The organism is Paracoccus methylovorus (assembly GCF_016919705.1).
Classification (GTDB): Bacteria; Pseudomonadota; Alphaproteobacteria; order Rhodobacterales; family Rhodobacteraceae; genus Paracoccus; species Paracoccus methylovorus.
The window spans coordinates 1,758,048-1,782,541 of the sequence record NZ_CP070368.1 but is presented as its reverse complement, the minus strand read 5'-3'; the positions used below and the strand labels follow the sequence as shown (position 1 = coordinate 1,782,541).

24 protein-coding genes are annotated in these 24,494 nt (G+C 62.8%); 9 read left to right on the top strand and 15 right to left on the bottom strand.

What is annotated here, in order from left to right:
- Positions 1 to 7 precede the first annotated feature (7 nt).
- A complete protein-coding gene (rsmD, locus tag JWJ88_RS08885; protein WP_205293748.1) occupies positions 8 to 604 on the top strand; it encodes a 16S rRNA (guanine(966)-N(2))-methyltransferase RsmD in 597 nt (198 codons plus the stop codon).
- Here the strand turns inward: rsmD and JWJ88_RS08880 are convergent.
- Positions 571 to 1,002: an Lrp/AsnC family transcriptional regulator gene (locus JWJ88_RS08880; protein ID WP_011748606.1), complete on the bottom strand. Its 432-nt coding sequence runs from the start codon at positions 1,000 to 1,002 to the stop codon at positions 571 to 573. The genes rsmD and JWJ88_RS08880 overlap by 34 nt on opposite strands.
- Positions 1,003 to 1,141: 139 nt before the next feature.
- Between JWJ88_RS08880 and JWJ88_RS08875 the strand changes: the two genes are divergently transcribed.
- Positions 1,142 to 2,299 (top strand): type III PLP-dependent enzyme, encoded by a 1,158-nt coding sequence (locus JWJ88_RS08875; protein WP_205293747.1) that lies wholly within the window; start codon positions 1,142 to 1,144, stop codon positions 2,297 to 2,299.
- Positions 2,300 to 2,379: 80 nt separating this feature from the next.
- Positions 2,380 to 3,477: a DUF2235 domain-containing protein gene (locus JWJ88_RS08870; RefSeq protein ID WP_240200140.1), complete on the top strand. Its 1,098-nt coding sequence runs from the start codon at positions 2,380 to 2,382 to the stop codon at positions 3,475 to 3,477.
- 28 nt (positions 3,478 to 3,505) lie between these two features.
- Here JWJ88_RS08870 and metF read toward each other — a convergent pair whose 3' ends face one another.
- Positions 3,506 to 4,381 (bottom strand): methylenetetrahydrofolate reductase [NAD(P)H], encoded by an 876-nt coding sequence (gene metF, locus JWJ88_RS08865; RefSeq protein WP_205293745.1) that lies wholly within the window; start codon positions 4,379 to 4,381, stop codon positions 3,506 to 3,508.
- A gap of 91 nt (positions 4,382 to 4,472) precedes the next feature.
- Between metF and JWJ88_RS08860 the strand changes: the two genes are divergently transcribed.
- Complete coding sequence (locus JWJ88_RS08860) at positions 4,473 to 5,390, top strand: LysR family transcriptional regulator (RefSeq protein WP_205293744.1); 918 nt, start codon at positions 4,473 to 4,475, stop codon at positions 5,388 to 5,390.
- 299 nt (positions 5,391 to 5,689) lie between these two features.
- Here the strand turns inward: JWJ88_RS08860 and JWJ88_RS21980 are convergent, their stop codons facing one another.
- Entirely contained in the window at positions 5,690 to 5,818 is a 129-nt protein-coding gene (locus tag JWJ88_RS21980) for a hypothetical protein (protein ID WP_256439699.1), read from the bottom strand.
- Between JWJ88_RS21980 and JWJ88_RS08855 the strand changes: the two genes are divergently transcribed.
- The 4 genes from JWJ88_RS08855 to JWJ88_RS08840 are packed head-to-tail and all read left to right on the top strand — an operon-like array spanning position 5,817 to position 9,628.
- Positions 5,817 to 6,911, top strand: a complete 1,095-nt coding sequence (locus tag JWJ88_RS08855) for an MlaE family ABC transporter permease (protein ID WP_205293743.1) — start codon at positions 5,817 to 5,819, stop codon at positions 6,909 to 6,911. The two genes, JWJ88_RS21980 and JWJ88_RS08855, sit on opposite strands and share 2 nt — an antisense overlap.
- Positions 6,908 to 7,684, top strand: a complete 777-nt coding sequence (locus JWJ88_RS08850; protein ID WP_205293742.1) for an ABC transporter ATP-binding protein — start codon at positions 6,908 to 6,910, stop codon at positions 7,682 to 7,684. Before JWJ88_RS08855 ends, JWJ88_RS08850 begins: the two co-directional genes overlap by 4 nt.
- Before the next feature lie 4 nt (positions 7,685 to 7,688).
- Positions 7,689 to 8,990 (top strand): MCE family protein, encoded by a 1,302-nt coding sequence (locus JWJ88_RS08845; RefSeq protein WP_205293741.1) that lies wholly within the window; start codon positions 7,689 to 7,691, stop codon positions 8,988 to 8,990.
- 8 nt (positions 8,991 to 8,998) lie between these two features.
- Entirely contained in the window at positions 8,999 to 9,628 is a 630-nt protein-coding gene (locus JWJ88_RS08840) for an ABC-type transport auxiliary lipoprotein family protein (protein ID WP_240200139.1), read from the top strand.
- A gap of 22 nt (positions 9,629 to 9,650) precedes the next feature.
- On the opposite strand, the gene JWJ88_RS08835 is transcribed toward JWJ88_RS08840, so the two are convergent.
- The 12 genes from JWJ88_RS08835 to JWJ88_RS08780 form a co-directional block, all read right to left on the bottom strand.
- On the bottom strand, positions 9,651 to 10,088 hold the full coding sequence (locus JWJ88_RS08835; RefSeq protein WP_205293740.1) for a nuclear transport factor 2 family protein: 438 nt from the start codon (positions 10,086 to 10,088) through the stop codon (positions 9,651 to 9,653).
- A gap of 12 nt (positions 10,089 to 10,100) precedes the next feature.
- Entirely contained in the window at positions 10,101 to 11,972 is a 1,872-nt protein-coding gene (gene uvrC / locus JWJ88_RS08830; RefSeq protein WP_205293739.1) for an excinuclease ABC subunit UvrC, read from the bottom strand.
- A gap of 301 nt (positions 11,973 to 12,273) precedes the next feature.
- A complete protein-coding gene (locus JWJ88_RS08825; protein WP_205293738.1) occupies positions 12,274 to 13,044 on the bottom strand; it encodes an SDR family oxidoreductase in 771 nt (256 codons plus the stop codon).
- Positions 13,045 to 13,147: 103 nt separating this feature from the next.
- Positions 13,148 to 13,951, bottom strand: a complete 804-nt coding sequence (locus tag JWJ88_RS08820) for a S49 family peptidase (protein WP_205293737.1) — start codon at positions 13,949 to 13,951, stop codon at positions 13,148 to 13,150.
- Between the two features lie 39 nt (positions 13,952 to 13,990).
- Positions 13,991 to 14,860: a ribokinase gene (locus tag JWJ88_RS08815; RefSeq protein ID WP_205293736.1), complete on the bottom strand. Its 870-nt coding sequence runs from the start codon at positions 14,858 to 14,860 to the stop codon at positions 13,991 to 13,993.
- A 137-nt stretch (positions 14,861 to 14,997) separates the two neighbouring features.
- Positions 14,998 to 16,356 carry a cytochrome c1 gene (locus JWJ88_RS22055; protein ID WP_205293735.1) on the bottom strand — a complete coding sequence of 453 codons (1,359 nt, stop codon included), beginning with the start codon at positions 16,354 to 16,356 and terminating at the stop codon, positions 14,998 to 15,000.
- Positions 16,357 to 16,368: 12 nt separating this feature from the next.
- The gene (petB, locus tag JWJ88_RS08805) at positions 16,369 to 17,691 is read right to left on the bottom strand and encodes a cytochrome b (RefSeq protein WP_205293734.1); all 1,323 of its coding nucleotides are present in this window, start codon (positions 17,689 to 17,691) and stop codon (positions 16,369 to 16,371) included.
- Positions 17,692 to 17,701: 10 nt separating this feature from the next.
- On the bottom strand, positions 17,702 to 18,289 hold the full coding sequence (petA, locus tag JWJ88_RS08800; RefSeq protein WP_407673844.1) for a ubiquinol-cytochrome c reductase iron-sulfur subunit: 588 nt from the start codon (positions 18,287 to 18,289) through the stop codon (positions 17,702 to 17,704).
- 182 nt (positions 18,290 to 18,471) lie between these two features.
- Positions 18,472 to 19,272: a RadC family protein gene (gene radC / locus JWJ88_RS08795; protein WP_205293732.1), complete on the bottom strand. Its 801-nt coding sequence runs from the start codon at positions 19,270 to 19,272 to the stop codon at positions 18,472 to 18,474.
- A gap of 45 nt (positions 19,273 to 19,317) precedes the next feature.
- The gene (gene dnaJ, locus JWJ88_RS08790; RefSeq protein ID WP_205293731.1) at positions 19,318 to 20,475 is read right to left on the bottom strand and encodes a molecular chaperone DnaJ; all 1,158 of its coding nucleotides are present in this window, start codon (positions 20,473 to 20,475) and stop codon (positions 19,318 to 19,320) included.
- Between the two features lie 81 nt (positions 20,476 to 20,556).
- On the bottom strand, positions 20,557 to 22,473 hold the full coding sequence (dnaK, locus tag JWJ88_RS08785) for a molecular chaperone DnaK (protein ID WP_205293730.1): 1,917 nt from the start codon (positions 22,471 to 22,473) through the stop codon (positions 20,557 to 20,559).
- A gap of 255 nt (positions 22,474 to 22,728) precedes the next feature.
- Positions 22,729 to 23,550 (bottom strand): ABC transporter permease, encoded by an 822-nt coding sequence (locus JWJ88_RS08780; RefSeq protein ID WP_205293729.1) that lies wholly within the window; start codon positions 23,548 to 23,550, stop codon positions 22,729 to 22,731.
- A 144-nt stretch (positions 23,551 to 23,694) separates the two neighbouring features.
- On the opposite strand from JWJ88_RS08780, the gene cysQ reads away from it, so the two are divergent.
- On the top strand, positions 23,695 to 24,492 hold the full coding sequence (cysQ, locus tag JWJ88_RS08775) for a 3'(2'),5'-bisphosphate nucleotidase CysQ (RefSeq protein WP_205293728.1): 798 nt from the start codon (positions 23,695 to 23,697) through the stop codon (positions 24,490 to 24,492).
- Positions 24,493 to 24,494 lie beyond the last annotated feature (2 nt).

The following is a 24,494-nucleotide window of genomic DNA, read 5'->3' as shown; positions in this document are numbered from 1 at the left end:
GCGGGACATGAGAATCGTCGGCGGCGCTTTGCGCGGGCTGAAACTGGCCGAGGTCGGCGAAGGGGACGCGGCCGCGCATCTGCGCCCGACCACCGACCGGGTGCGCGAATCGATCTTTAACCTGCTGGTCAATGGCACGCATGGCAATCCGGTTCCCGGTGCGCGGGTGCTGGATCTGTTCGCCGGCACCGGCGCGCTGGGGCTGGAGGCGCTGTCGCGCGGCGCGGTCCGGGTGGCCTTTGTCGATGACGGCGTGGCGGCGCGGACGTTGCTGCGGGCCAATATCGAAAAGGCCCGCGCCATGGGTGTCACCGATGTCTGGCGAAAGGACGCCACCCGGCTGGGGGAAAATCGCGCCGCGCCCTTTGATCTGGTGTTTCTGGACCCACCCTATGGCAAGGGGTTGGGTGGTCGCGCGTTGGAATCGGCCTTGGCGGGCGGCTGGATCGCCCCCGGCGGTGTGGTGGTGTGGGAAGAATCGGCCGCACCGCCCCCCGTTTCGGGGCTGGTGCAGATCGACCGGCGTAAATATGGCGACACAATCGTCACATTGTTGCGCGCCGGACACGATCAGGTGGCGCGGTCCAGCTTGGTTGACAGGTGAATCAGGCTCTCGCTTGACCGAACGCCGGTCAATCCGCCGATCTGATCCAGCACATCGTCAAGCTGGCTGGTCGATATCGCGGCCAGTTGCAGCAAAAGATCGACGCGCCCGCTGGTGGTATGGATCCGCTCGACCTCGGGCAGGCTGCGCAGCCGGGCCAGAATCGCCGCCTGCGCGCGCGGCTCGATGGTCAGAAGGCAGGTGGCGCGGATGCGATGCTCGCGCGCGGAATCACCCAGCCGCAGCGTGTAACCTGCAATCGCGCCCGAGGTTTCCAGCCGCTCCAGCCGCGCCTGCACGGTGGAACGCGCCACCTTGAGGCGGCGCGCCAGAACCGCTACGGACATGCGGGCGTCCTGCGCCAGATGAGCCAGAATCCCACGATCAAGTTCATCCACCCGCGCACCTGTCAATCTGCCGAAACTTTCGTCATATTAACGAAGCCTCGGCCCATTTCCACCCTTTTCATTGCAGCAATCGGAACCCATAGGGCGCAGACTTGATTTTCACCCAAACGCGCACAGGAAGGACATGCCGATGGGACTGACCGAGGGCCGCGGCCCCAAGACCGTCTGGAGCAATCCCGCCGAGATCATTCGCAGGCTGGCGCCGGAAAACCCGGTGATGGTCTTTGCGCCCTCGGTCCTGCGCGCCTCGGCGCAGCGTTTCCTGCGCGACTTTCCCGGCCTTGTCACCTATGCGGTCAAGTCGAACCCGGACGAGGCGGTCATCCGCACGCTTTCGGCCGCCGGAATCAAGGGGTTCGACGTGGCCTCGCCCTTTGAAATCGACCTGATCGGCCGTTTGACCCCGGATGCGGCGCGTCATTACCACAACCCCGTGCGCTCGCAGGCTGAAATCACCCATGCGGTCGAGGCAGGGATCAAGGCATGGTCGGTAGACAGCCGCTCGGAACTGGAAAAGATTTTTGCCCGTGTCCCGTCCGGGAACTGCGAGATTTCGCCCCGGTTCAAGCTGCCGGTGCTGGGTGCGGCCTATGATTTCGGCTCTAAATTCGGTGCGACGCCGGAACTGGCGGCAGAACTGCTGCGCGCTGTGGCGGATCGCGGCTATATCCCGTCGCTGACCTTCCATCCGGGCACGCAATGCACCGATCCGCATGCTTGGGAAAGCTATATCACCACCGCAGCCGAGATATGCGACATGGCAGGCGTCAAGGCGCGGCGGCTGAATGTGGGCGGTGGTTTTCCCTCGCATCGCGTGACGGGCGTGGAACCCGATCTGACCGCGATCTTTGAACTGATCCGCCGCATCACCGACGAAGCCTTTGGCGCCGACGCGCCGCAGCTTGTCTGCGAGCCGGGCCGGGGTCTTTGCGCCGACGCCTTTTCATTGATCACCCGGGTCAAGGCGGTGCGCGATGGGGTGAACGTATTCCTTAACGACGGCGTCTATGGCGGGCTGTTCGAGCTGCCCATCGTCGGCAACCTCGACCGGCTTCAGGTGCTGACGCCCGAGGGCACCCCGCGTGAGGGGGAACAAATGCCCCGCGTCATCTTTGGGCCCACTTGCGATTCGGTGGACAGGCTGCCGGGCGAGCTGCCCCTGCCGGCCGATATCCAGGAAGGCGACTATGTCATCTTTCACGGTGCAGGTGCCTATTCGACCGTCACCAACACCCGCTTCAACGGGTTTGGGTTGATGGCACACATGACCGTGAATGCACTTGAGTAGGCATTAATCGACGCTTCGTTTTTCCGTGCTAGCGTCTGATCATGGAATCGACCCGCCCGCCGATATGTCAGGTTGTCCTGATGGATGGAACTTTCGCCTCGCTGACCGAGGGGCGAAGGTCCTCTATCGCCCGCATCTACGCTCTGCTGTCGGGTGAATACGGGGCGCGACCGGCGCCGGTCCGGGTGCATTACGCCCCCGGCCAGCAATGGGAGGCATGGCGCACGCTGCCCGAACTGGCGATGGGTTCGACGTTGGAGCGGCATATATGCGATGCCTATGCCTGGCTTGCGCGCGAATGGCGGCCGGGCAATCCCTTGTTCCTGTTCGGCTATTCCCGCGGCGCTTTTGCCGTGCGCTCGCTTGCGGGCATGATCGGGCGCGTGGGGTTGCTGACCCATGCCCGTGCGTCGCGCCGCAATGTGCAGCAGGCTTGGCAGCTTTACCGCAGCGGCCGCGACCGGCTGGTGGGGCGCCTTGATCCGGCGATATGCCATCCCACGGTGCCGATCCGCATGATCGGCGTGTTCGATACCGTGATGGCGCTGGGGATCAGGCTGCCGCTGCTGTGGATGCTGACCGAGCCGCGCTTTCGCTTTCACGACGCACATCTGGGTGCCGAGGTTGAACATGGCGTGCAGGCGCTGGCGCTGGACGAGACGCGGGCGGCGTTCCAACCGATGATCTGGGACAGCGCCTCGGCCCCCGGCCGGGTCGAGCAGATGTGGTTTCGGGGCTGCCATCCGGATGTGGGCGGCCAGCTTTCGGGGCTGGAATATGCGCGGCCCTTGGCCAATATCCCGCTGGTCTGGATGATGTCGCGGGCCGAGCAATTCGGCCTGCCACTGCCGTCCGATTGGCGCGCGCATTTTTCCTGCGATTCCACCGCGCCTTCGGTCGGTTCATGGCGCAACTGGGGCAAGGCTTTTCTGGCGCGCGCGCCGCGGCTGGCCGGGGCCGATCCGTCCGAGGGCCTGCATCCAACCGTGCCGCGCCCCTATACGGGCCCTGCGCTGCTGACCGGGGCGCTGGCCGACGCGGCCCCGCCGCGCCCACGTCGCCGGCGGATTCAGGTGAAATCGCCGGCGTCGAATGCGGCGGGGGCCGAAGCGGTCCCGCTGGCCGCTGGCGGGCAGCCCGACACGGTGGCCAGCGCGGGGGAACAGCCGGATGGCTGATCTGCTTTTCTGCCTTGGTGTGGCCCGCTCAGGCCACGCGGGAAAACTCGCCTTTCGGCTCAATCCCCAGTGCAGCGCAGACCTTCAGCACCAATTCGGGCTTGTTCAGCGTATAGAAGTGCAGCCTGTCCACGCCGCCTTTGACCAGCCGCTCGCACAGCTTGACACAGATATCCAGTGCCAGCGTGGCCTCGCCTTCCTTGCCGGTAGCGGCAAAGGCGTCCTCGGCCCATTTGGGAACCGAGGTGCCGCAACGTTCGGCAAAGCGGCGCGTGCCGGCCCAGCTTTGGATCGGCAGAATGCCGGGAATGATCGGCGCGTCGATTCCGGCGGCGACACAAGAATCCCGAAAGCGGAAATAGGTTTCGGCGTCAAAGAAGAACTGCGTTATCGCAGAGGCTGCGCCGGCATCCACCTTGCGCTTCAGCCAGGCGACATCGGCGGCGGTATCGGGGCTTCCGGGGTGCGGTTCGGGATAGGCGCCGCAGCGGATGGTCATGTCGCCGCGTGCCGCGATGGCGGCGATCAGTTCGGCCGAATTGGCAAAGCCTTCGGGGTGGGGGGCAAAGCGATCCTGCCCCTGCGGCGCATCGCCACGCAGCGCCACGATCTCATGCACACCGGCGGCCGCATAGTCCTGAACGATCTGCAGCGTTTCTTCGCGCGTGGCATCCACGCAGGTCAAATGCGCGGCCACGTTCAACCCGTAATGGCTGGCCAGGGCGGTCACCGCCTCATGCGTCAATTGCCGGGTGGTGCCGCCTGCGCCATAGGTGACCGAAACGAAATCCGGGCCCAGCGGTGCCAGCGCACGCGCGGTTTCCCACAAGCGGAACGACTGATCGAGGTTCCGGGGCGGAAAAAATTCGAAACTGACGGCCGGAGAGGTCGCGGGCGTGGGCATGGCATTTATCCTTATGTCGCGGGTCTTGTGACATGCGCCGTGACGTGAGACAAATTCATAATCTTCAAGATTATCATGAGCACCGATCAAGATGCACCTTGAACTACGTCATCTGCGCAGCCTGCGCGCCATTCATGAGCAAGGGGGACTTGCCCGCGCGGCCGAGGTGTTGCACCTGACGCAATCGGCGCTGTCGCATCAGATCAAGGCGCTGGAGGAGCAGGCGGGAGTCGAACTGTTCCTGCGCCGCACCAAGCCCTTGCGGCTGTCGGCGGCAGGGATGCGGCTTTTGCGCACGGCTGAACGGGTATTGCCGCTGATCGAGGCCGCCGAGGCCGAGTTCCGGGCCGTCGAATTGGGCCGCGCCGGGCGTTTGCACATGGCGATGGAATGCCATCATTGCTTCGACTGGCTCTTGCCCGTGCTGGATCAGTTCCGCCGCGCCTGGCCCGAGGTCGATCTGGACATCCGATCCAGCTTGGCGCTGAAGGCGCTGCCGGCGTTGCAGCGAGGACAAGTGGACATGGTGATCTCGTCCGACCCGGAAGATATTGCCGGCATTACTTTTCAGCCGCTGTTCGACTATGCCCCGACCATGGTGGTCGCGGCCGGCCATCCGCTGGCCGCCAAGGGCTATGCCGAACCCGCCGATCTGGCGGGCGAGACGCTGATTACCTATCCGATGGAACGCCCGCGTCTGGACGTATTTTCACAATTCCTCGACCCGGCGGGGGTAGAGCCGGCCCATGTCCGGCAGGTCGAGCAGACGGCTATCGCGCTGATGCTGATCGCTTCGGGGCGCGGCGTGGCAGTGATGCCCGACTGGGTGCTGCGCGCGCAGGCCCGCAATCCCGAACTGGCGCTGCTGCCCTTGGGTCGCCACGGCATGTTGCGCCGGCTTTACGCGGCGCTGCGGACCGAGGATCTGCAACAGCCCTATATGGCACATATTCTGCGTCTGGCGCGGACCGAGCCGGTCAGGATGATGCGCGGTCTGGCACAGGGTTGAATTGCGCGGGGCGGTTGTCCTCGGGATTATCGTTAAAATGACACTGGTTCATTCAGATCCCGAGGAGCCTTCCCCGACATGGATCGTGAGTCGCGGGAACCCCGATTCATGCCGTGCGTGTTTCTTCCTGCCGGTCGCACGCGATACCGATCTGCAGCATAGTTAAGGCCAGCGATTGAAGAGGTCGTCACCACTTCAATAAGAAGAAACGGAACGCGGCCAATTAATCTAGGTTAGACATTTTAGTCAATATGGGCGACTTTAAAAAACGCTGAAAATTCTCTTGGCAAAGCCGGATGTTAAGGCAAACCGGTGGTGGGTGCGGGGCGGATTGGCCACAGCAAGCCAAGGGAAATACCCTGCGGATTTGACAAAATCCCGCAATCACTGAATGAATCCGATTTATCTTTTGCGATCAGGATGATCATGGCCAGCCTTTCTGCCGATCCCAAGCTTGGCGCCACCGCTTCGGACGGTGTGATGCGGCTGGAGGGCGAGTTCACCGTCTGGACGCTGGGCCAATTGCCGCCCGAGGCCGGGACAGCGCATCGGCTGGAGTTGTCGGGGCTGAAACGCCTTGATACCGCCGCCGCATGGTATCTGGTCGGGCGTGAACGCGAGGGCGCGGGTCTTGAGGGGCTGACCACCGCGCATGCGCGGTTGCTCGACAATGTGCGGCAGGCACTGCCACAGCCCGACACGGAAACCGCTGGACGGGCAGGCTGGCGGCTGATGCTGGAACAGACCGGCCGCCGCGTGGTCGCCGCAGTGGTGTTCTTGCGCGAGATCGCTGAATATCTGGGCCGTTTTCTGGCTGCGCTCGTGCGCGGAATTCGGCATCCGCGCGATTTCCGTTTTACCTCTTTGATCTGGCATTGTCATGAAACCGGGCTGCGCGCCGTGCCGATCGTGGCGCTGATGTCCTTTCTGATCGGTGTCGTCCTGGCCTTTCAGGGCGCGGCGCAACTCAAGCAGTTCGGGGCCGAGATCTTTGTCATCGACCTGATCGCCATTTCGATCCTGCGTGAATTGGGCATATTGCTGACGGCGATTATCGTTGCGGGTCGCACCGCTTCGGCGCTGACCGCCTCGATCGGCTCGATGAAGATGAACGAGGAAATCGACGCCATGCGCACCTTGGGGCTGGACCCCGACATGGTGCTTATCCTGCCGCGCGTGCTGGCTTTGGTGATTACGCTGCCGATTCTGGGGCTGGTTGCGAATATCTCCGGGCTGGTCGGCGGTGCGCTGATGTCGTGGATCGAACTGGGCATCTCGCCCTCGCTGTTTCGCTACCGGCTGCTTGCGGATACCAGCGTCGATCATGTCATCGTCGGCCTGTCCAAGGCGCCGGTTTTCGCGCTGATCATCGGTATCATCGGGTGCCATGCCGGGATGAAGGTTGGCAAGGATGCGGAATCGCTGGGCGCCGAGACTTCGCGCGCCGTGGTCAACGCGATTTTCGCCGTGATCGTCGTCGATGCGCTGTTCTCGATCTTCTTCGCTGAGGTGGGGATATGAGCGCCAATATCGTCGAGGTCAGGGGGCTGCGCACCCAGTTCGGACGGCATGTCGTGCATGACGGGCTGGACCTCGATCTGCGGCGGGGCGAGATTCTGGGTGTGGTTGGTGGCTCTGGCACCGGGAAATCGGTGCTGCTGCGGACCATCGTCGGGCTGAACCGCCCGGCTGCCGGAACTGTGCGGGTTTTCGGGCAGGACGTGGGCGGGCTTGCCGGTCCCGCGCGCGAGGCGTTGGAGCGGCGCTGGGGCGTCATGTTCCAAAGCGGGGCGCTGTTTTCCTCGCTGACCGTGCGAGAGAATGTCGAGGTGCCGTTGCGTGCCGTGCCCGGGCTGTCGCCCGAGACGCGGCAGGGGCTGGCGGAACTCAAGGTTTCGATGGCCGGATTGCCGTGGAATGCGAACGACAAATACCCCTCGGACCTGTCGGGCGGCATGAAAAAGCGTGCCGGCCTTGCCCGTGCCCTGGCGCTGGACCCCGAGATCGTGTTTCTGGACGAACCGACGGCAGGGCTGGACCCCATTGGCGCCGATGCCTTTGACCGGCTGATCGTCGAGTTGCGTGACGCGCTGGACCTGTCGGTCTTTCTGGTCACGCATGACCTGGATACGCTGCATGCCTGTTGCGACCGTATCGCGGTGCTGGCGGAAAAAAAGGTGCTGGTCAGCGGCACCATGGCCGAGATGCTTCAGGTCGATCACCCTTGGGTGCATGAATATTTCCACGGCCCGCGCGCCCGCGCCGCCCTGACCACCGGCCGCGCAAAGGAGTAAGCCCATGGAGACCAAGGCAAACTATGTCCTGATCGGAGCCTTTACCATCGCCGGCTTCCTGGGCCTGCTGTTGTTTCTGATGTGGTTCGCCAAGCTCGAACTGGACCGGCAGTTTGCTTATTACGACATCTATTTCCCGGAGGTGTCGGGGCTGAGCGTGTCGTCTGAGGTCACTTTCGCCGGGCTTTCCGTCGGCAGGGTCGTGAACATGCAGCTGTCGCAGAGCGTGAACGGCGCTGTCCGCGTGCGCGTCGAAGTGGCCGAAGATACGCCAGTGCGCACCGATTCCCGTGCCTCGATCGAGATACAGGGCGTCACGGGTGTGACCGCAGTGGCGATCACCGCAGGGCGGTCTGATGCGCCGCTGCTGCGCGAGGTGGACCCGGATTCGGTCCCGGTCATCGCGGCCAACCGCTCCGCCCTGCAAACCCTGTCCGATCAGGGCCCCGAGATGGTTTCGCGCCTCAATACCGTGGCCGAGCAACTGACCCAGCTTTTGGGCGACGAAAACCAAAGTCGGGTCAGCAACATTCTGGATAATGTGGAACGATCCAGTGCCAATCTGGACAAGGCGCTGGCCGATGTGACGACAGCGACCGAGTCCATCGCCTCGGCGGCCACGGATATCTCGGCTTTCGGTGAACGGCTGGACGGTCTCAGCGCCGCGGCCGAGACGACGCTTGGCAATGCCGATACCGCGCTGGCCAAGTTCACCGAAAGCGCGGCCAAGGTCGATACGACTTTGGAATCGGGCACAGCCCTGCTGGACGAGGTCCGCACCTATGTTTCGGGCGACCTGACCTCGCTGACGCAGCGCCTGGACCAGACAGCCGCCACCCTGCAAGAGGATCTGTCCCGGCTGACCACGCGGGCGGATCAAAGTCTGGATAGCCTTGATGCGGCGCTTGAGGTCGGGCAGCGGACGCTTGCCTCGGCCGAGCGGGCTTTTGACGGTGCCGACCGGGTTATCAACAGCAATGTTGAGCCGGTGGTGGCCGATCTGCGCGTGACGCTGGGCAAGGCGAACGAGGCCATTGATCGCGTCGCGGCCGACCTGCCCGAGATCACTGGTCGGCTACGCGATGCCGCCGACAGCGCTGACGCCGCCTTTGCCAGCCTGCGCGGGATGCTGGACAGCGCGCGCGGCCCGGTGCAGGCTTTCACCCGTGACGGGCTGCCGCAATTCACCCGCATGGCCAGCGACTTGCGGACGCTGGTCGGCAATGTGAACGATCTGGTCACGGCGCTGAGGCGTAACCCGTCGCAAATCTTCTCGGGGCCGCGTGCGCCCGAGTTTCGCCGTTGAAGGAGTCCATGATGCGCCTTACCGTCGCCCTTCTTGTCCTGACCATGACCCTGCCGGGCTGCGCCGCACTGAGCGCGCTGAAGGGAGAGCCTGACCGCGACGTGTTTGAACTGCGCCCGCCCTCGGATGTGCCGCGGCAATGCGGGCAGGGCCGGCGGGCGGAGCTGGTAATCGAGCCGCCCAAAACGCGCGGCACGCTGGATACCGACCGCATCATGATCCGCCCAAACGAGTTGCAGACGCAATACCTGCCCGACGCGCGCTGGGGCGACACGGTGCCGGTGACTTTGCAGACCTTGCTGGTGCGCGGCTTTGGCGTTTACGACGCCTTTACCCATGTCGGCAGGGCACCATTGGGCACCTCGGGCGATTACGCGCTCATCAGTGAAATCAATGACTTCAATGCCGAGGTTGTGGGGCAGGGCGCGATCATCAGGCTGTCCGTCAATGCGCAGATGGTGAACGAGATGGATGCGCGCGTCGTTTCGCGCGGGCGGTTCACCGCGACGGCCGAGGCGCCGACGACGCGGACAGCCGACCTGATCCCGGCCTTTGACGCGGCCGGCCAGCAGCTTGTCACGCAGATGACCGATTGGGGGCTGCGTGCGGTGGGGGTGAACCCGGCTCGCTGCCGCTAGTCTGGTCTGACGGGCTCTCGGGTCAATCGGCGATGATGCCGTGCTGTTTCAGCAGCGCCTGTTCATCGCCCGATACCCAGCCAAAGACCTTGGGCGTGCCGTCAAGAATCTGGACGAGGTAATGCACCTCGAACTCGATCTGCACGTCGGGGGCCTCGCCGCGATCATAAACCGCCCTCCAACTGACATGGGCCACGCAGTGCAGCGCGTCCATGGGCGAAAGGCGGATCTCACGGATCGTCATCGCTTTGGTGCCGATGGCGCGATAATGCTCATACCCCTGCGCCATGGCTTGCTTTAGCTGGTCGTCGTTGCGACCCGCCCTTACCCCCGCCGGAGAGGCTGCGACGAATTCGGGCGCATAGAGGGCGGCAATGTCCTGCATGTCCGCCTGACCAGCCAGCGCCTGCCCAAACAGGCGTTCGTAGCGGGTAAAGAACTGTCGGACAGTGTCTTCCATGCTGGCCCCCTGTCAGCCCTTGTGAAAGTGATCCACGATCTTTTGCGCCATGGATTCGCTGATCCCCTCGACCGCGACCAGATCGGCCAGACCAGCGCGGCTGACCGCCTTGGCGCTGCCGAAATGCGCCAGCAGAGCGCGCTTGCGCGCTGCGCCGATGCCAGCGATCTCGTCCAGCGGGTTGGCCATCGTGGCCTTGGCCCGCTTGGCGCGATGCGTCCCGATTGCCCAGCGATGCGCCTCGTCCCGCAGGCGCTGGATGAAATACAGTACCGGATCGTTCATACGCAGGGCAAAGGGACGCTGGCCGGGGCGGTGGAATTCCTCTTTCCCGTGGTCGCGGTCCTCGCCCTTGGCGACGCCGATCATCGGAATATCCTCGACCCCCAGATCGGCCATGATCTCATGCACCGCCGAAACCTGCCCCGCCCCGCCGTCGATCAGCAAAAGATCGGGCCAACTGTCGGTCTGACGGTCGGGGTCCTCTTTGAGCAGGCGTGAAAAGCGGCGGGTCAGCACCTCTTTCATCATGCCGAAATCGTCGCCCGGGGTGATTTCGGTGCCCTTGATATTGAACTTGCGATACTGGCTTTTGATCCAGCCCTCGGGTCCGGCCACCACCATGCCGCCAACCGCATTGGTGCCCTGGATATGGCTGTTGTCATAGATCTCGATGCGCTGCGGCGGGGCGGGCAGGTCGAAGGCCTCGGTCAGCCCCTCCAGCAGTCGCAGTTGGGCAGCGCTTTCCGACATGCGGCGGGCAAGGCTTTCGCGGGCATTGCGCAGGGCGTTTTCCACCAGTTCGGCTTTTTCGCCGCGCCGGGGGATGCCCAAGACAACCTTGCGGCCAGCCTTTTCCGACAGCGCATCGGTCATCAGGTCCGGGTCTTCGATCCCATGCGACAGCAGGATCAGCCGTGGCGGCACCTTGCCATCATAGAATTGCGCCAGGAACGCCTGCATCACCTCGTCGGCGGACTCGACGCCGTTGAGTTTCGGGTAGAAGTCCCGGTTCCCCCAACTTTGGTTGCCACGGATGAAAAACACCTGCACGCAGGCTTGCCCGGCCTCCATATGCAGGGCGATCACATCCGCCTCGGCCACGCCGCGCGGGTTGATCGCCTGCACCGACTGCACGGCGGTCAGCGCCTTGATGCGGTCGCGCAAGGCGGCGGCGCGTTCGTATTCCATCGCCTCGCTGGCCACGGTCATTTCGCGTGCCAACTGGGCCTGAATCGCGGTGGACTTGCCTTGCAGGAACAGCTCGGCATCGGCCACCAGCGCGTTGTAGTCATCAAGCCCGATCCGGCCGACGCAAGGTGCGCTGCACCGCTTGATCTGGTAAAGCAGGCAGGGCCGCGTCCGGCTGCTGAACGTCGCATCGGTGCAAGAGCGCAGCAGGAACACCCGCTGAAGCTGGTTCAAGGTCCGGTTCACCGCCCCGGCACTGGCAAAGGGGCCGTAATAATCGCCCTTTTCCGCCTTGGCGCCACGATGCTTCTTGATCTGGGCAAAAGGGTGCGACTTGGCCACCAGAATATTCGGGAACGACTTGTCGTCGCGCAAAAGCACGTTGTAGCGCGGCTTGAGCTGCTTGATGAGGTTCTGTTCCAGCAGCAGCGCCTCGGTCTCGGTGCGCGTGGTCAGGAACATCATCGAGCAGGTTTCGCGGATCATCCGTGCGATCCGTGCCGAATGCCCCGCGCCGCGCGCATAGTTCGAAACCCGAGCCCTGAGGTTGCGCGCCTTGCCGACGTAAAGCACCGCCCCCTGCGCATCCAGCATCCGGTAGACACCCGGCGAACCGTCGAGCGTCCTTAGATAGTCCTGGATCAGCGCATGGCCGGTTTTGGCGGCACGCATTTCTGGGGGGGAATCGGTCATATTGCTAACCAAACGATTCTGGGGCGCGGCTGCAAGTTCGTGCGGGAAAGTTCAAGTTGAATCCTGTCCACGGAATCTGTGGATAACTCTGTGAATCAGCTTGGGAGTATCACACGTTCAATTAGCGTTTCTTGGGGTTTCGTTGATCTGCCCAAATTTCGGGCAGTATTATAAAGTGCTGATTTTCCAAAATATTTTTTCTCCTCTCTGCAATCCACTGAATTTCTTGCCAGAATCGTGAAGATTGTGTGAACGCCTCGGGCAAAGTGGACAACTTGCCGCAGATCGGCGGTTTTTTGCTCTATTCGACGCCCAGCACATCGGGTGTGCGCCACGCCAGATGCTGGCCGCCGTCCACGCAGATCAACTGGCCCGTAACCGAGGGCGCGTCCATCAAATAGCCAAGCGCGGCACAGACATCCACGGGTCCAGCTCCGCGTTGCAGAATGGTTGCTGCGCGTTGATTGTTGAAATGGCTGTCGGACTGCCGAATGCCTTGCAGGGTCGGGCCGGGGCCGATGGCGTTCACTCGGATATCGGGTGCCAAGGCTTGCGCCGAAGTGCGCGTCAGCCACCACAGCCCGGCTTTTGCCAGCGAATAGGTCATGAACTCTGGCGTCGGTTTCAACACCCGCTGGTCGATCATGTTGACGACCAGGCTGCGTGCCACCGGTTCCCCGCCGCTGCGGTCTGCGGGGGGGGCCTGACGGGCGAAGGCCTGCGTCAGGCTGAATGGCGCGCGCAGGTTCGATCCCATATGCCGGTCCCAGCTTTCGCGCGTCGCCGTGGCGATATTGTCGTATTCAAAGATCGACGCATTGTTCACCAGCAGGCTCAGCGGTCCAAGCGCGGCATGGGCGCGGTCGATCAGCGCCTCGCTCTGATCCAGATCCAGCAGGTCGGCCCCGAATATCTCGGCCCGCACGCCCAAGGCGCGGGCCTCGGCGGCGGTAGCCTGGGCCTCGGTGTCCGCGGACTGATAGTGGATCGCGACGTCCAGCCCGCGCCGCGCCAGATACAGCGTGATGGCCCGGCCCAGGCGGCGGGCCCCCCCGGTGACAAGCGCGGTCATTTCAGCCTGATCCCCAGCAGTTTCGCGATTACACGACGCACCCCCGGGCCGGCGGCCAGCGCCAGCGCGATGATGATGAGCAGGCACAGCAGGACGGTCTTTATCATCCGCGGCCGGCCCCGAAACGTGCGAAGGCGGCGCGTTCCTCGATACTGTCGATGAAATCGTCGGCGGACAGGCCAAAGCGGCGGAACCATGGCACGCGCTGGCCATAGGTCAGGAAGCGGACCTCTTTGCCGTAAAGTTCGCGCATTTTCGGCACCATATGGGCGATGCCGTCGGCCAGTCCCAGCTCGACTGCTTCGCGTCCGGTCCAGATTTCGCCGGTGAACAGGTCGCGATCGCTGGGCAGCCGCGCGCCGCGCCGCGCACGCACCTGTTCCTTGAAAGCGTCGTGGATCGGGCCGAGCAGGCGGTTTACCCGCTCGATATCCTCGGGGGTTTCGGGGCGGAATGGATCCAGCATTGATTTTGAGCGTCCGGCAGTATGCACGCGACGCTCGATCCCGTGTCGCTGGATCAGTTCGGCAAAGCCGAAGCCCGACGAAATCACTCCGATTGAGCCCAGCAACGAACTGTCGTCGGCCCAGATGAAGTCCGCTGCGCTGGCAAGCCAGTAGCCGCCCGAGGCCGCCACATCCTCGACAAAGGCATGGACGGGAATGTCGTATTCCTCGGCCAGGCGCCGGATGCGGGCGCCGATCAGGCTGGACTGCACCGGCGAGCCGCCGGGAGAGTTCAGCGCCAAGGCGACTGCCACGGGTTTGCGCCGCTTGAAGGCGCGCTCCAGCAGGGGCGCCAAGGCCGCGTCGGACAGGGCGGGGCCGCCGCGGATGGCAACTCCGATGGCGCCTTGCAGGCGCAGGACGGCGACAGTGGCCGGGCGGTTCAGGAATGGAACTCTCATAGGTTCCAGATAGGCAGATGCGGGCCTGCGGGCAAGCTCTCAGCCGCAGGCGTTCAGAAAGGTGAGCACTTCATCGCGGTCGGGCATGGCGTCCCCTGCACCCTTGCGCGTCACTTGCAGTGCTGCGGCCGCCGCGGCGTGGCGCAGGGCGCTGGGGATATCTTCGCCCCGCGACAGTCCAGCAGTGAACCAGCCGGTAAAGCAATCTCCGGCCCCGGTCGTGTCTACCGCCTGCACAGTATATGCCGGTTGGCGCCAGATCCGTCCGCTGCGCTTATCGCGGAACTCGGCCCCATCTGCGCCGCGTGTGATCAGCAGGCCGTCAACCGGCAGGTCTTCGCCCAAGGCGGCAAAGGTGTCGCGGGCTTCGACGTCGTTGACTGCCAGAATTGAGACATGCGACAGAACCTCGCGCAGGGCTGCAATGCTGAAGGGGGCTGCGGAATAGATCACGCGTGCGCCGGCCTCGCGCGCGCGGGCTGCAGTTTCGGCCTGCAGGCTGGTTTCATTCTGCATCAACAGGAAATCATCCGGGCCGAATTCGATGCGGTTGGTCAAATCAGTTGGCAAGGCCAAATTGGCGCCGCCATACAGCACAATCGAGTTTTCGCCCGTGGCGTCGACCAGAATGATTGCGTGGCCGGTGGCGATATCCGGCAGCCGAGCGATGGCCGAGGTCTGCACGCCCGCAGCGGCAAGTCGCCCCAACACCCAGTCGTCGCCCATGCCCATGGCACCCAGATGCACGACATTGGCCCCCGCACGGGCGGCGGCGACGGACTGGTTCGCACCTTTGCCGCCCAAACCTTGCGTATAGGATTGCGCGTGCAGCGTTTCGCCGGGCCTGGGGAGGGCGGATAGACGGTAGACGTGATCTATATTGATCGAGCCGAGATTGTAGATTGCCATGTTCAGCCCCTCGTCAATGCCGCCATGTTTCATCTGATCCGGGCTGGACCGGCTTGTCCATATCGAGCCGCCGGAAACGCGCGGCGGAAATGAAAACGCGCCCCGTAGGGCGCGTTTCCAAGATCAGGGCAAAGCGATCACTCCGGTTTGCGCGGATGCTTAACCGAATGCCACAACCTCTTGTTGGTCAGGTAGAGCAGCACAGAAAGCACAACCAGGAAGATCACCGAGACAAAGCCGACCTGCTTGCGATCCATCATTTTCGGCTCCGCAGTCCACATGAGGAAGGCCGCGACGTCGCGGGCCATCTGATCAACCGTTGCTTCGGTACCATCCTCATAGGTCACCTGCTCGTCGAAAAGCGGGGGGGCCATCTGGATCCAGTTCCCGGCGAAGGCGGCGTTATGGTAAAGAACAGTGCCCGCCTCCTCCTTTTCCTCGCCGTTATAGCCTGTCAGGATCGCATGAATGTATTCCGGGCCACCGGTGCCACGGAACAGCTGCGAAATGCCGGTGCCGTAAGGACCGTGGAACGCAGCGCGCGCCTTGGCCATCAGCGAGAGGTCCGGCCCCAAGCCTTCGCCCAAGACGGTGGGGAAGTGGTCGGTCGGAACACGTGGGCGATCCTCGCCGGTTTCCGCGTCGGTGATGTCGAAGTTCTCGGCATAGGCGCGGACCTGGTCCTCGGGCAGCTGCGGGCCGCCTTTGTCGGCGAGGGTGCGAAGCGGCACATAACGCAGGCCGTGGCAGGCCGAGCAAACCTCGGTATAGACCTGCAGCCCGCGCTGCAACTGATGCTGGTCGAACTTACCGAAGGGACCCTCGAAGCTGAACGAGATGTCTTCGATATGCGCGGCGGCGTGGCTGTCACCCGCCTCCTCGGCTGCAGCAGCCTCACCGGTCTCCTCGGCTGCAGGTTCTTCCTCCACCGCTTCGTCGCTTTCGGCTTCATCTGCCGGAGCTTCCTCGGCCGCGGCCTCCTCGGCGGGGGCTTCTTCCGTGGTTGCTTCCGCTTCCTCGGCAGCCGGTTCTTCGGCGGCAGCTTCGGCCTCGGCCGGAGTTTCCTCGGCAGCGACCTCTTCTACAGCGCCGTCTTCAACAGGCTCTGTTGCGGGTTCTTCCGCCACAGTTTCCTCGACAACCGTTTCGTCGGTCGCCGTCTCTTCCGTGGTTGCTTGCGCTTCTTCTGCTGCAGGCTCGTCAGCGGCCGGTTCTTCCGCCGGCTCATCCGAGACAGCCTCCGCAGCCGGTTCCTCGGCTACGGGGATTTGTGTGGGCTCGGCGGACTCGGCTTCGACCTCATTTGCCGCCGGCTCGGCCGTGGCTTCAGGGGTCGGAGCGTTGGCTGCCGGGGTGGCGGTCTGGTTCGTCTGATAACTCGAGCCTGCGGGGGCCGTTGTACCCGGTGCAGTGCTTGCGTCCTGTGCCACTGCGCCGCCTGCCAGGGCAACGGTCAGGGCCGCAACAGCCGTGAGCGATGCGTTTCTCAAGGTCATTGTTGCCTCTCCTTACTTGGCAGGATGGGTTTGGAGCCCATGCTGGGCGTTAAAGTCTTCCTCGATGGTCTGCGGCATCGGATCCGGCTTCTCGATGATACCCAGCAGCGGAAGGATCACGAGGAAATAGCCGAACCAATAGGCTGCACCGGCCAGCGCGATATAGGGATAGATCCCCTCGGCCGGCATTGCACCCACCCAAGTCAGAACCACAAAGTTCACGACCAGCAGCCAATACCACCACTTGAACAGCGGACGGTACTGACCCGAGCGCACGCGCGAAGTGTCAAGCCACGGCACAAGTGCCATAACAATAATCGCGCCGAACATCGCCAGAACGCCGAAGAATTTGGCGTCGATGATGCCGAACGATAGCCAGTTGACCAGCATCACCAACCAAACATCGGCGGTGAATGCGCGCAAGATGGCGTAGAAGGGCAGGAAATACCATTCGGGCACGATGTGCGCGGGCGTCACCAGCGGGTTCGCCTCGGTATAGTTGTCGGGGTGCCCCAGGTAGTTGGGCATGAAGCCGACGATGGCGAAGAAGATGACCAGCACCACAGCCAGCGCGAACAGATCCTTGATCACGAAATAGGGCCAGAAGGGCAGGGTGTCCTTTTGGGCCTCTTCTTTCGAGGTGCGACGGACTTCAACACCGGTTGGGTTGTTGTTGCCGGTGGTGTGGAAGGCCCAGATATGGACGACCACAAGCGCCGCAATGACGAAGGGCAGCAGATAATGCAGCGAGAAGAATCGGTTGAGCGTCGGGTTGTCCACCGCCGGACCACCCAGCAGCCAGATCTGGATCGACTCGCCCACGCCCGGGATTGCGCCGAACAGGCCCGTAATCACGGTGGCGCCCCAGAAGGACATCTGACCCCAGGGCAAAACATAGCCCATGAACGCAGTGCCCATCATCATCAGATAGATGAGCATGCCGATGATCCATGTCACCTCGCGCGGAGCCTTGTAGGACCCGTAATAGAGGCCGCGGAAGATATGGATATAGACGGCAAGGAAGAACAGCGAAGCGCCGTTCGCATGCAGATAACGCAGCATATAGCCGCCGTTCACGTCGCGCATGATATGTTCGACCGAGGCGAAAGCCATATCGACATGCGGCGTGTAATGCATGACCAGCACAATGCCGGTCGCGATCTGTAGAACCAGACAGAAAGCCAGCACGATACCCCAGATCCACCACCAATTCAGGTTCTTGGGGGTCGGGATCATCAGGGTGTCATAAAGAAGGCTGACGATGGGCAGGCGGCGATGCAGCCAACGCTCGAAATCCGTCTTGGGCTCGTAATGGTCGTGGGGAATACCGGCCATGTGTGCCTCCTCAGCCCAGCTTGATGGTGGTTTCGTCGACGAATTCGGCGACCGGGATGTGCAGGTTCTCCGGTGCCGGACCCCTGCGGATACGACCGGATGTGTCGTAATGCGAACCGTGGCAGGGGCAGAACCAGCCGCCGAAATCGCCTGCGCCGTCGCCGATCGGCACGCAACCCAGATGGGTGCAAACGCCGATCATGACCAGCCATTCGCCCGCCTCGTCCATCGAGCGGTTTTCGTCCGTCGCGAGCGCGTCAGGCTTGTTGGCGTTTTCGGCGTTTCGATCGATCAACTGATCCAGGTCGACCGCGCGGCCAGCCTGGATTTCCTCCTCGGTGCGGCGGCGGATGAACACGGGCTTGCCCAGCCATTTCACGGTCAGCTGGGTGCCGGTTTCGACGCCGCCGACATCGACCTGGATCGAGGCAAGCGCCTGCACATCGGCCGAGGGATTCATCTGGTTGACAAGCGTCCAGGCGGCGGCCCCGGCCGCGACGGTGCCGGCACCGGCTGTCGCGTAATAGAGGAAGTCCCTCCGGGTAGTGCCGTGATCGCCTGCGTGTTCGTCTGCGTGGGACACGGGTCTGATCTCCATTTATGCCCCGGAATCGGGGCGATACGACGGAACGGGCCGCATTAGTAGCACAGCCCTCGCCGCGCGGTTCTAGCGATCAAATCCGCGTCAGTCCAGCGGCCCCGGTGTGCTGCGCCGCCGCAAATCGCCGCAGGTGTGGGATTTTGGTTGCGCAGGAAGACCCACTTTTTCTAGTGTTTGCGCTAAAGCAGCCCTTGGCTGCGAAAGCTGAGTTCGCTTGATTTACCGATGATCAGATGGTCATGGAGGGCGATTCCCATCACTTCGGCTGCCGCGACGATGCGGTTCGTCATGTTGATATCGGCTTGTGAGGGAGTCGGATCGCCAGAAGGATGATTATGCACCAAAATCAGCGCGCTGGCGGTTAGTTCCAGCGCACGGCGCAGGATCTCGCGCGGATAGACCGGGACGTGGTCGACGGTGCCGTTGGCCTGTTCCTCGTCAGCGATCAGCACATTTTTGCGGTCCAGATAGAGCACGCGGAACTGTTCGGTGTCGCGGTGCGCCATCGCAGTGTGGCAATAGTCCAGAAGCGCATCCCAACTGGTCAGCACCGGACGGTGCATAACGCGCGAGCGTGCCAGTCGTTGGGCCGCGGCTTCGACGATCTTCAGCTCCTGCATGACGGCAGGTCCGACGCCAGAAACCTCGGCCAGCCGAGTTGGCTGGGCCGAGAGCACCCGGTTAAAATCGCCAAAGCGATCCAGAAGCCGACGCGCCAATGGCTTTACATCCTGACGCGGAATGGCGCGGAACAGCACCAGTTCAAGCAATTCGTAATCCGGCATGGCCGTCGCCCCACCCTGCATGAAGCGTTCCCGCAGTCGGGCGCGGTGGTCGGCGATGTAACTGGGTAGGCGGCCATGCGGGGCGGGAAGAGGCATTCCCGAGCGCGTTGCCTCGTCCCCTGAGATTTGCACAGCATCCGATGCCGCGGAAAACAACGGCAGCGGCGCTTCTTGAAAGGCACGATTCGGTTCCATACCGTCAGACTGGCATGGAAGCATGAATAGGCGGTTAACGCCCGATCAACCTTTCATCTCATCCCAAAACCCCTTGATTTTATGAAAAAACCCTTGGGTTTGGGGGTTGTTGTCGGCGTTGATGGCTTCGAATTCGCGCAAGAGTTCCCTTTGGCGGGCGGTCAAGTTCACCGGCGTTTCGACGGCGAGCTCGATCAGCATGTCACCAGCTTCGCCGTTCAGTCCGGGCCCATGACGCAAAGGCGGCATGCCCTTGCCGCGCAGCCGCAACTGTTTGCCCGATTGGGTGCCGGCAGGGACCTTGACGCGCGAGCGGCCGCCGTCGATGGTCGGCACCTCGATCTCGCCACCCAAAGCTGCGGTGGCCATGCTGACGGGCACCTGGCAGGCCAGCATGCGGCCGTCGCGGATAAAGATCGGATGTTCCTTGACCTCGATGAAGATGTAGAGATCTCCGGCTGGTCCGCCGCGCATTCCGGCATCGCCCTCGCCCGCCAGACGAATGCGGGTGCCGGATTCGACTCCGGCCGGGATGTTCACTGACAGCGTGCGCTCTTTCTGGATGCGGCCCGCGCCGCTGCATTCCGAGCAGGGATTCTTGACGATCTGACCATGGCCGTTACAGGTCGGGCAGGTGCGTTCGACGGTGAAGAAACCCTGGGTCGCACGAACCTTGCCCATGCCCGAACAGGTGGGGCAGGTGGCGGGCTCGACCGCGCCTTCGGCACCTGTGCCATTGCAGGCGGCGCAAGCGACCGAGCCGGGCACGTTGATGGTCTTTTGAACGCCGTTATAAGCCTCTTCCAGCGATACGCGCAGGTTATAGCGCAGATCCTGACCGCGGCTGGCGCGCGAGCGGCCGCCCCCACCACCGCGGCGGCCCATCATATCGCCGAACAGATCCTCGAACACGTCGGCAAAGGCCGACCCGAAATCACCGTGGCCCTGACCGTTCCCACGGCCAAAGCCGCCGCCGTTCTCGAAAGCGGCATGGCCGAAGCGGTCATAGGCGGACTTCTTCTGGTCGTCCTTAAGGCATTCGTAAGCCTCGTTCACTTCTTTGAACGCGGCTTCGGAAACCTTGCAATCCTTGTTGCGGTCCGGGTGAAGCTGCTTTGCCTTGGTGCGGTAGGCTTTTTTGATTTCATCGGCCGAGGCGCCCCGTGCAACGCCCAGAACCTCGTAATAATCACGTTTCGCCATGTTGTTTGCGTCCGGGGTCTTTCAAGAAATGGCCGGCCCGTGCGGGTCTGCAGCGGGCCGGCCGATGGGTTCACATCGCGCTTACTTGCGCTTGTCTTCGCCGAGATCCTCGAAGTCGGCATCGACGATCTCGTCATCCACGTCGCGCGGGCCTGCCTCGCGATCGGTTTCGCCCGCGCCGGCTTCAGCCTGGCTGGCCTTGTAGATGGCCTCGCCCAGCTTCATCGAGGCATCCATCAGGTTCTGGATGCCGCCCTTGATCTTGCCGGCATCCTCGGATTTGAGGGATTCCTCCAGCGCGCCGATGGCCAGTTCGATCACTTCGACGGTCGAGCCGTCCACCTTGTCGCCATGCTCTTCCAGCGATTTCTTGGTGGAGTGGATCAGGCTTTCGGCCTGGTTCTTGGCCTCGACCAGTTCCTTGCGGTGTTTGTCGGCTTCGGCATTCGCCTCGGCATCCTTGACCATCCGGTCGATTTCATCGTCCGAAAGACCGCCCGATGCCTGGATGGTGATCTTTTGCTCTTTGCCGGTGCCCTTGTCCTTGGCGCTGACGCTGACGATGCCGTTCGCGTCGATGTCGAAGGTCACCTCGATCTGCGGCATGCCGCGCGGTGCCGGTGGGATGTTTTCCAGGTTGAACTGGCCCAGCAGCTTGTTGTCCGCGGCCATCTCGCGTTCGCCTTGGAAGACCCGGATGGTCACGGCGTTCTGGTTGTCCTCGGCGGTCGAGAAGATCTGCGATTTCTTGGTCGGGATCGTGGTGTTGCGGTCGATCAGGCGGGTGAACACGCCGCCCAGCGTCTCGATGCCCAGAGACAGCGGGGTCACGTCCAGCAGGACCACATCCTTGACGTCGCCTTGCAGCACGCCGGCCTGGATGGCGGCGCCAAGCGCCACGACCTCATCGGGGTTCACACCCTTGTGCGGCTCTTTGCCGAAGAAGGCGGTCACTTCCTCGACCACTTTCGGCATACGGGTCATGCCGCCGACCAGCACGATCTCGTCGATGTCGCCCTTGGACATGCCCGCGTCTTTCAACGCGTCCTGAACCGGCTTCATCGTGCGCTTGATCAGGTCGCCGACCAGGCTTTCCAGCTTGGCGCGGGTCAGCTTCATGACCATGTGCAGCGGGGTGCCCGAATCCTTGTCCATCGAGATGAACGGCTGGTTGATCTCGGTCTGGCTAGAGCTGGACAGCTCGATCTTGGCTTTCTCGGCCGCCTCTTTCAGGCGCTGAAGGGCCATCTTGTCCTTGGTCAGATCGACGCCATGCTCTTTTTTGAACTCATCGGCGAGATAGTTCACGATGCGCATGTCGAAGTCCTCACCGCCAAGGAACGTGTCCCCGTTGGTGGATTTGACTTCGAAAAGCCCGTCGTCGATTTCCAGAATGGTGATGTCGAAGGTGCCACCGCCAAGGTCATAGACGGCGATGGTCTTGGAATCTTTCTTGTCGAGGCCATAGGCCAACGCAGCCGCGGTCGGCTCGTTGATGATGCGCAGGACTTCAAGACCCGCGATCTTGCCGGCGTCCTTGGTGGCCTGACGCTGGGCGTCGTTGAAATAGGCGGGCACCGTGATGACGGCCTGGGTGACCGACTCGCCCAGGTATGATTCGGCGGTTTCCTTCATCTTCTGCAGGATGAAGGCGGAAATCTGGCTGGGCGAATATTTGTCGCCATGCACCTCGACCCAAGCGTCGCCATTGCCGCCATCGACGATGGAGTAGGGGACAAGGTGCTTGTCCTTCTCGACTTCCGCGTCGGTGGTGCGACGGCCGATCAGGCGCTTTACGGCGAAGACGGTGTTGGAGGGGTTGGTCACCGCCTGGCGCTTTGCCGGCTGGCCGACCAGACGCTCGCTGTCGGTGAAGGCAACGATCGAGGGCGTGGTACGCGCGCCTTCCGAATTCTCGATAACCTTGGGCTGGCTGCCGTCCATGATGGCGACGCAGCTGTTGGTGGTTCCGAGGTCGATGCCGATGACTTTGGACATGCAATAACCTTTCTTGCGGCGATATTCTGGGCCTTGGGTCCTTGAGCGGCCCCCGAAGCCCGATCCCTGGATTGACCGAAGGGACCTGTTCAGGGGCCCTTCGCGCTTCATGGGCCTATATAGGAAGGGGTCTGGCGGGCTGCAAGCTGGCCGAGCAGCAGAAAATATGCTCTCGGCGCCCGCGGCCTGGAGGTCCGCGCAAGGCCGCGCAAAAGCCGGTGCCAAAGCGCGGCGGGGGCAAGACGTGGCGCCGGCTCAACGTGCGGCCGACCAACTGAGCGAAACGGCCTTGCGGGTCACGAATTCCGCCATAAGCCCGATCATCAGCAATGTCAGCGTGGCATAGATCGGATATTCCAAGGACGAATTTCGCGGAGAATAGTTGATGAAGGCGAAGCCCCGCGTCTGGTCGATGATATGAAACAGCGGGTTCCAGGAAAACATATGCAGCATCATGGTAGGCATCATGTTGGCCACGAACATCTTGCCGGAAAACACCATGTTGAGGCGCTGGTAAAGCTGGGTCAGCACCTGCGCGGCCTGCGGCCACCACGGACGCATCGACAGGAATATCAGCCCGATGCAGCAGCCCGAAAACCAGGCAAGCAGCAGCATCGCATAGCAGGCCAGCGGGTTGTCGATATGGATGGGCTCAATCAGGAAATGATAACCCGACAACACCACGATGCTGGAAAAGGTCTGTCGGTAAAGCGAAGCAAGCGCTGCGGCCGAGATCATCACCGCGGTGTTCATAGGCCCGTGCTTCATCATCTGGTTGCTGGGATTGCCGGCACCGGCCACCGCGCCCATGGCCTGCGAATGGGCCATGAACATGAATATCCCGGACATGATGTAAAGGATGTAGTCGCCCCGGATTGGCGCGCGCCGCACCCCCATCATGGCAAACAACAGATAAAAGCCCAGAACCATCGCGACGGCCTGCACGACCGTCATGAGTAGCCCGACCACGGCATTGCGCTGCCCCTTGCGCAGGTTATTCACCGTGACATGATAGATCAGCGACAGCGTGGTGAACGCGGCCTCGACCATGTTGCGGCTGCGGCGCTGGGTGAACATCGGCCGGTCGGTTTCCTGCCTTGGGTTTCTGTTGCGGTCCGTGAGGGATGCTTGCCCTGCGCGGTCCGCCGCATCATAAGGAAGCCGACAGCCGTATTCAATCGGCACCGCATCCCCGAGGCTACGGGTCGGAAAGGAAAAACCATGCAATTCGATCAAATGATTGCGGAAATGCGACGCCTTGCCTTGCAGGCCGGCGACGAGATCATGAAGATCTATGGCAGCGACGATTTCGAGGTGCGGGCGAAATCCGATTCTTCGCCCGTGACCGAGGCCGATGAGGCCGCGGATGCGTTGATCTCGGCCGGGTTGCGCGCGGCCTTTCCCGACATTGCGCTGGTGACCGAAGAGCAGGCCGAAACCCATGGCCAGAGCCTTTCAACCTTCCTGATCGTCGATCCGCTGGACGGCACCAAGGAATTCGTGCAGCGTCGCGGCGATTTTACCGTCAACATCGCCTATGTGGAAAACGGTGTGCCCCGCTTTGGCGTGGTCTATGCCCCGGCCAAGGGGCGGCTGTTCTATACCACCGCGCAGGGCGGCTCGGTCGAGGAAAAGGCTCCCTTCGGTGAAAAGCCGGGCGAGGTCACGCCCATCGGCGTCAACTCGACCCCCGACAACCGGGCGCTGATGGTGGTCGCCTCGAAATCGCACCGGGATGCCGCAACCGACGAGTATATCGGCCGCTATGGGGTGCGGGACATGACCTCGGCTGGTTCCTCGCTGAAATTCTGCCTTGTCGCCACGGGCGAGGCCGATCTTTACCCGCGTCTGGGCCGCACGATGGAATGGGACACCGCAGCCGGCGATGCGGTGCTGCGCGGAGCAGGCGGCGAAGTGGTGCGCTTCGACGACCACACACCGTTGAAATATGGCAAGCCGGGGTTCGACAATCCGTTCTTTATCGCCTTTGCCCCGGGCGTGCTGCTGGTCAAGGACTGATC

Excerpts from the sequence above, each read along its gene's own strand:
- radC (WP_205293732.1), bottom strand. The coding sequence starts at position 19,272 with ATGGAACCGAATCGTGCCTTTCAAGAAGCGCCGCTGCCGTTGTTTTCC.
- JWJ88_RS08845 (WP_205293741.1), top strand. The coding sequence starts at position 7,689 with ATGGAGACCAAGGCAAACTATGTCCTGATCGGAGCCTTTACCATCGCC.
- JWJ88_RS21980 (WP_256439699.1), bottom strand. The coding sequence starts at position 5,818 with ATGATCATCCTGATCGCAAAAGATAAATCGGATTCATTCAGTGATTGC.
- JWJ88_RS08835 (WP_205293740.1), bottom strand. The coding sequence starts at position 10,088 with ATGGAAGACACTGTCCGACAGTTCTTTACCCGCTACGAACGCCTGTTT.
- JWJ88_RS08825 (WP_205293738.1), bottom strand. The coding sequence starts at position 13,044 with ATGACCGCGCTTGTCACCGGGGGGGCCCGCCGCCTGGGCCGGGCCATC.
- JWJ88_RS08780 (WP_205293729.1), bottom strand. The coding sequence starts at position 23,550 with ATGTTCACCCAGCGCCGCAGCCGCAACATGGTCGAGGCCGCGTTCACC.
- cysQ (WP_205293728.1), top strand. The coding sequence starts at position 23,695 with ATGCAATTCGATCAAATGATTGCGGAAATGCGACGCCTTGCCTTGCAG.
- petA (WP_407673844.1), bottom strand. The coding sequence starts at position 18,289 with ATGGAGATCAGACCCGTGTCCCACGCAGACGAACACGCAGGCGATCAC.
- rsmD (WP_205293748.1), top strand. The coding sequence starts at position 8 with ATGAGAATCGTCGGCGGCGCTTTGCGCGGGCTGAAACTGGCCGAGGTC.
- metF (WP_205293745.1), bottom strand. The coding sequence starts at position 4,381 with ATGCCCACGCCCGCGACCTCTCCGGCCGTCAGTTTCGAATTTTTTCCG.
- JWJ88_RS08820 (WP_205293737.1), bottom strand. The coding sequence starts at position 13,951 with ATGAGAGTTCCATTCCTGAACCGCCCGGCCACTGTCGCCGTCCTGCGC.
- dnaK (WP_205293730.1), bottom strand. The coding sequence starts at position 22,473 with ATGTCCAAAGTCATCGGCATCGACCTCGGAACCACCAACAGCTGCGTC.
- JWJ88_RS08855 (WP_205293743.1), top strand. The coding sequence starts at position 5,817 with ATGGCCAGCCTTTCTGCCGATCCCAAGCTTGGCGCCACCGCTTCGGAC.
- dnaJ (WP_205293731.1), bottom strand. The coding sequence starts at position 20,475 with ATGGCGAAACGTGATTATTACGAGGTTCTGGGCGTTGCACGGGGCGCC.
- JWJ88_RS08850 (WP_205293742.1), top strand. The coding sequence starts at position 6,908 with ATGAGCGCCAATATCGTCGAGGTCAGGGGGCTGCGCACCCAGTTCGGA.
- petB (WP_205293734.1), bottom strand. The coding sequence starts at position 17,691 with ATGGCCGGTATTCCCCACGACCATTACGAGCCCAAGACGGATTTCGAG.
- JWJ88_RS08860 (WP_205293744.1), top strand. The coding sequence starts at position 4,473 with ATGCACCTTGAACTACGTCATCTGCGCAGCCTGCGCGCCATTCATGAG.
- JWJ88_RS08840 (WP_240200139.1), top strand. The coding sequence starts at position 8,999 with ATGATGCGCCTTACCGTCGCCCTTCTTGTCCTGACCATGACCCTGCCG.
- JWJ88_RS22055 (WP_205293735.1), bottom strand. The coding sequence starts at position 16,356 with ATGACCTTGAGAAACGCATCGCTCACGGCTGTTGCGGCCCTGACCGTT.
- JWJ88_RS08870 (WP_240200140.1), top strand. The coding sequence starts at position 2,380 with ATGGATGGAACTTTCGCCTCGCTGACCGAGGGGCGAAGGTCCTCTATC.
- uvrC (WP_205293739.1), bottom strand. The coding sequence starts at position 11,972 with ATGACCGATTCCCCCCCAGAAATGCGTGCCGCCAAAACCGGCCATGCG.
- JWJ88_RS08815 (WP_205293736.1), bottom strand. The coding sequence starts at position 14,860 with ATGGCAATCTACAATCTCGGCTCGATCAATATAGATCACGTCTACCGT.
- JWJ88_RS08875 (WP_205293747.1), top strand. The coding sequence starts at position 1,142 with ATGGGACTGACCGAGGGCCGCGGCCCCAAGACCGTCTGGAGCAATCCC.